Origin of the sequence: Blastomonas sp. UPD001 (assembly GCF_003426715.1) — a bacterium.
GTDB lineage: Bacteria > Pseudomonadota > Alphaproteobacteria > Sphingomonadales > Sphingomonadaceae > Blastomonas.
In genome coordinates, this window is record NZ_QKVT01000047.1 from 1 (window position 1) to 4,898 (window position 4,898).

Below are 4,898 nucleotides of genomic sequence, written 5' to 3' on the forward strand. Positions count from 1 at the left end.
CCCTTGCAGATGCGCGTGCAAGGCGGTCATTCGACCTCTTGGTAACCTACTCCTATTCGTTTGAAGGCGCTCTTGCGTCTTTCGCGGACCTGTCGGGCGATGATTTCGGCTTGGGCCCTGTCAGGAAAACTCAGGGTTACCCCCTGCCCTTTTGAGCCGATCCTCCCCCAGCGACGTTCAATCGTCGTCCAACCGAACAGGTCGGTTTGGATCCAGAGATGGTAGGCACGGGCAACATTGCGTGAAGGGTCGATGGCCTGCCAATGCCAAGACTGGCTGATGGGTGTTCTCATGGTGGCTTGGTGACAGGGATATCGGCTGTGGGTCCAACCGGAAATTTGAATCACTACACCCGCTGTGATTCACGGAAGCGATTGTATCGAGGGCGCTGGCCCTTCTCCCTTAGAAACATCATCATAAAAACGCCGCTGCTTGCAGCGGAAGGATTCTTGATTCTAGAGATTCAGATTCGAGGCCAATTTTTGAGGTGAATCCAGCACTTTAAGCCGATCTTCCTGACCAGATGGGGGTGTTAGGCTGACCTGATGGGGGCTGAACCCTGACCGAGCGGGGGCATTCACCTGACCTGCTGGGGCCATCCTGACCGCGTGGGGGACGGACCTTCAGCGCGCTGCTTAGTGGCCTAACTTCGCCCGCAAACATCAAAATTGCCCCCTAATCAGCGCTCTGTCCGTAAGCTTGCCGACTCGCGGAATCTCCTGGGATTTTGCCTCCCGTTCACAGACCTTCATTCCTGACCTCTTGGGGGCTCCCAAAGGAATCCCATCCTGACCTGACTTGACGAACGAGGTCAGGTCAGGCAGCAATCAATCCTTCGAAGAATCAAGCTCTGATCGCACTATGGCATGGAAACTGATGACAGCCCAATAGTAGAAGCTTCCGAGGAGAAGCCTGAAGAAGGTTCCCCCGGACGTGCGATGCGCGTTGCTGCTGCATTGAAGGCAAAGGGTGGCGACGAGTTCGCCAAACCGGGCAACATCATTGAGATCAAATTCGTCAAAGGTGAGTCGCTTAGTCTGACGGCATCGCGGCTGTTGGCGCTCATGATCCTGACCGCAGGTGGAGACGCATGGGAAGATCGTCCTCATCGCATTCGCAAAGCCGATATACGCCGAGGCCACAAGGGTAACGAGCGGATCAGCGACATGCTTCAGGAGCTCCATCGCACCCTGTTTGCTGTGGATGATAAATCGTGGCGCGGAAAGAAGGCGACTCTCCTGTTCTCCCTGATCTCTCGGTCTAAAGAGGAAACCGACGAGGATGGCGGAGAGACGGGCTGGATCGAATGGGAGTTCACGCCCGATGCGCGTAAGCTGATCCAGGCTTCTGAGACTTATGCCGTGCTTAACCGGCAAGCGGTCTTGGGTTTCCGCTCGAATTATGCGCTCAAGCTTTACGAGCTTGGAGCCCTTCGCCTCCATCGCCGCCAAGCAACTTGGCGAGGAGATATGCAGGCACTGCGTGCAGCGCTCGGGATCCCGCCGGATGTCTACACGGACTTCGCTCAGCTTCGGCGCAAGGTGCTTGAGAAGGCGAAGTCTGAAATTGACCAGCTCGCTCACTTCCGTGTCGAATGGCGTGAAATTCGGCAGGGGCGTACGGTCACCGAGCTTGAGTTCCGGTTTGAACCGAAGGGCGCCCCGGAGGTCTTGGAAACGGTAGATGAGCTCGACCGGCATTCGGCGGGACGGCAGGCAAGGCGGACCGGTTCCGTCGAGACCATAACGGCAGGGCAGGGGGCAATAGTATCTACGCCCGGTGCGGTGCATGCGATCAAGCAGTCAGAGTCCACATTCCCGTCGTCTGGCTCGATCCGCTTCGGGCACGCCGATTTGCTTGAAGTCGCCCGAAAGCATGGCGGTGGATGGGATGTTGACCTTATCGCGAGCGGTTTTCGCGACCACATGGGCAATCGGTTGGAGAAGCTTCGTGGCGCTAAGCTGATTGCGGCGTGGAAGGGCTTTTGTGAGGGGTGGGTAAACCGGCGTGGGCGGCCCTCATAGGCAAAATTGCACGCGTGCAATTCGCCGCGCCCCCACCGAGTCAGGATGGGGCGCCGCCTCCCCAAATTTAGGCTGACAAGGCAGTTCGACTTTCGAAATTTCCGAATTTCTTGACCGAAAAGCGCAAGTGGGTGTAGCACGCTCTCAATTGCGAAAGGACGGCATGTGTCTAACGGACTTCAGATTGAAGAGGCTGAACGTTTGGTTTCGGTCGCAACGCTGGCTAGTCGAACATCGTCAGTGTTGGAGAAACTGCGCGACTCTGCTCGAAGCGCGAGATCAGATGCCCGCCGTGAGCCAACCTTCACGATTGGAAAGGCGGCTGAGCTCGTCGGGCGAACACCGGCAGCTATCCGTGATGCAGAGAAGGACGGGCGCCTGCCCGAGCCGGCAAGGACCGATAGCAACCGGCGTGAGAGATACACCCTTGCACAGCTGAACGACATGCGCGGCGTGTTCGGGACGCGCCCGTACCGCGCGCCGGGTGATCCGTGCTGTGTGGTCGCAGTTCAGAACTTCAAGGGAGGTGTCGGCAAGTCCACCCTGGCAGTCCACTTGGCGCAGTACCTCGCGATCAGGGGGTACCGTGTTGCGCTCATTGACTGCGATAGTCAGGCCTCTGCGACAACGCTTTTTGGCTACGTGCCCGATCTCGATCTGACCGAAGATGACACCCTTTACCCATTCCTGCGTGAAGGTGAGCGGTCCTCTCTCGATTACGCCCTTCGCAAGACACATTTTGATGGCCTTGAATTGATCCCCGCCAACCTTCGCCTGTTCAACTCCGAGTATGAGCTGGCGGCGCGAATGGCCCAGGGGAACGGGGCCCTGCTTGACCGTCTCAAGGAGGGCATCGAGAGCATTTCGGATCGGTTCGATGTCATCGTCATGGATCCTCCGCCGGCCCTCGGAGCAATCTCCCTGTCAGTTTTGCGCGCGGCAAACGCGCTGGTGGTTCCTGTCCCCCCAACCGTAATGGACTTCTCCTCAACCGCGGCATTTCTCTCGATGCTTGATGAAACGATCGAGCAGCTTGCTGATCGGGGGCTTGCCCCGGAACTGACGTTTCTCCGCTTCGTCGCCTCGAAGGTCGATGAGAACAAGTCGATGCAGAAGGAGCTTCTGCAGTTGATGCGGACGCTGTTTGGCCACGCCATGGTTCGAACGCCGCTCAAGGACTCTGCCGAGATCGACAATGCGACTGCGCGGCTGATGACAGTCTATGAACTCGACGGGCCTGCTACGAGCTCGGCGGTACGCAATCGCTGCCTTAACTACCTTGATGGCGTGAACTCAGAAATCGAAGTCGACATTCGATCGATGTGGCCAAGCCATCAAAAGCGCCTCCGGCAGGAGGCCTTGGTATGAGCCGCTGGGAAAATTGCACGCGTGCAATTCTGCTAATGGGAGGCTTTCATGAGTAGGAAGAACAGCGGTTTTGCCGCCGACTTGGCCGCCGGGATCGATCTAACCGAGGATTCCGCCACGCCGCGTCGATCGAGCATCGCGTCGAATGTGCTTACCGGGCGATCAAACCGTTTGGCCGATCTCGCTTCCGGCGCGATTGTCTCGCGCACGCATGAGCTTGTTGATCCGGCAAGGTGCCGGATGTGGGCTGGCCACAATCGCGACTATGCGCTCCTCACCGAGGAGCGTTGCGCAGACCTGATTGAGAGCATCAAGGCACAGGGCCGGCAGGAGATCCCGGCAATTGTCAGACGCCTGTCTGGTGACGACGGATATGATTTCGAGGTCATCTGCGGGGCGAGGCGGCACTGGTCGATCAGCTGGCTGCGGACGCACAACTACCCAGACTTCAAGTTCCTCGTCGACGTGCGCGAGATTGGCGATGAGGAGGCCTTCAGGCTCGCAGATCTCGAGAACCGCGCACGGGACGACCTAACCGATTTCGAGCGCGCGAAGGACTATCTGCGAGCTTTGACCGCCTACTACGAGGGCCGTCAGAAGACGATGGCCGAGCGGCTCAAGGTGTCCGAAAGCTGGCTCACACGCTATCTCGATCTGGCTCGCCTGCCCGAGGAGTTGACCAGAGCCTTTGCTAATCCGCAGGAACTCGGAATTCGTAATGCGATCGCACTCAAAGCGCTCTTGAAGCCCGAGGACCGGAGGGAGAGGGCCTTCCTGGAGGCAGCCCGGCTTGCTGCCGAACGGGAGCGGACAAACCAGTCGCTCTCGGTGCTGGAGGTAATCAAGGCCCTTTCCCTTGCGGTCGATCCCCCCAAGAAGTCAGGATCCCCCAAGAAGTCAGGAAAGGTCGAGACTGTTGCCAATGGTGTGGGCGTGCCTGTGCTTCGGATTGAGGGAGCTGATCGCAAGGGGGTTCGGATCACCTTGTTGAACAAAGGTGGTGCAACGCGGCAGGAAGCCGAAGAGGCTATTCGCGCGGTACTAGATCAGCATTGGCCGGTACCATAGCACTATCGGTCTCGCGCAAGCGCACCATGCTTGCCTCCTGCAACGAGGACACCGATTGCGAAGCTGTTCGCTTTGTCACGCCTAGGGCTCTGGCAAGCTCCGCTCTGGTAAGGGGGCCAAGGCTGACGATCATGCGCCACGCCTGCGGAGCGGTTGAAGAGGTATACAGCCGACCGGCCAGCTGCTTGTCGGCCAAAGCAACAGCCTCTCGCATCACCCGCAAATCGATCGCGGCTTTGTCAGTGGCCGTCTGAAGCGCTGAACGGAGAAGGGCGGGCAGGGGTTCTTCGTGGAATTCGCGGAACAGGGCCCGCGGCATGATGCCTGCAAGCGCGAGCGGGGCCGAGCCCAATCCAAAAAGATGGGGCCTTATGGCCGCAGCCAATGAGGCAGCCCAGGCCGCGCCACGCGGCGCCGAACGCGTGATTGCGAGCCCAC

The 4,898-nt window shown here is 58.8% G+C and carries 4 protein-coding genes and 1 pseudogene; 3 read left to right on the forward strand and 2 right to left on the reverse strand.

Going from position 1 to position 4,898, the window contains the following annotated elements; translation table 11 throughout:
- Positions 1-26: 26 nt before the first annotated feature.
- Positions 27-293 carry a WGR domain-containing protein gene (locus tag DM995_RS18215; RefSeq protein ID WP_081097192.1) on the reverse strand — a complete coding sequence of 89 codons (267 nt, stop codon included), beginning with the start codon at positions 291-293 and terminating at the stop codon, positions 27-29.
- Positions 294-938: 645 nt separating this feature from the next.
- On the opposite strand from DM995_RS18215, the gene DM995_RS18220 reads away from it, so the two are divergent.
- The 3 genes from DM995_RS18220 (at position 939) to DM995_RS18230 (ending at position 4,460) form a co-directional block, all read left to right on the forward strand.
- Complete coding sequence (locus DM995_RS18220) at positions 939-2,024, forward strand: replication initiation protein (protein WP_060977091.1); 1,086 nt, start codon at positions 939-941, stop codon at positions 2,022-2,024.
- Between the two features lie 165 nt (positions 2,025-2,189).
- Positions 2,190-3,392: an AAA family ATPase gene (locus DM995_RS18225; protein ID WP_060977090.1), complete on the forward strand. Its 1,203-nt coding sequence runs from the start codon at positions 2,190-2,192 to the stop codon at positions 3,390-3,392.
- A gap of 48 nt (positions 3,393-3,440) precedes the next feature.
- Positions 3,441-4,460: a ParB/RepB/Spo0J family partition protein gene (locus tag DM995_RS18230; protein WP_060977089.1), complete on the forward strand. Its 1,020-nt coding sequence runs from the start codon at positions 3,441-3,443 to the stop codon at positions 4,458-4,460.
- On the opposite strand, the pseudogene DM995_RS22525 reads toward DM995_RS18230, so the two are convergent.
- Positions 4,420-4,898 (reverse strand): annotated as a pseudogene (locus tag DM995_RS22525) (MarR family transcriptional regulator); the annotation flags it as partial. The gene DM995_RS18230 and the pseudogene DM995_RS22525 sit on opposite strands and share 41 nt — an antisense overlap.

Bases quoted from the DNA above. Each gene is read 5' to 3' on its own strand.
- DM995_RS18215 (WP_081097192.1), bottom strand. From the start codon at position 293: ATGAGAACACCCATCAGCCAGTCTTGGCATTGGCAGGCCATCGACCCT.
- DM995_RS18220 (WP_060977091.1), top strand. From the start codon at position 939: ATGCGCGTTGCTGCTGCATTGAAGGCAAAGGGTGGCGACGAGTTCGCC.
- DM995_RS18230 (WP_060977089.1), top strand. From the start codon at position 3,441: ATGAGTAGGAAGAACAGCGGTTTTGCCGCCGACTTGGCCGCCGGGATC.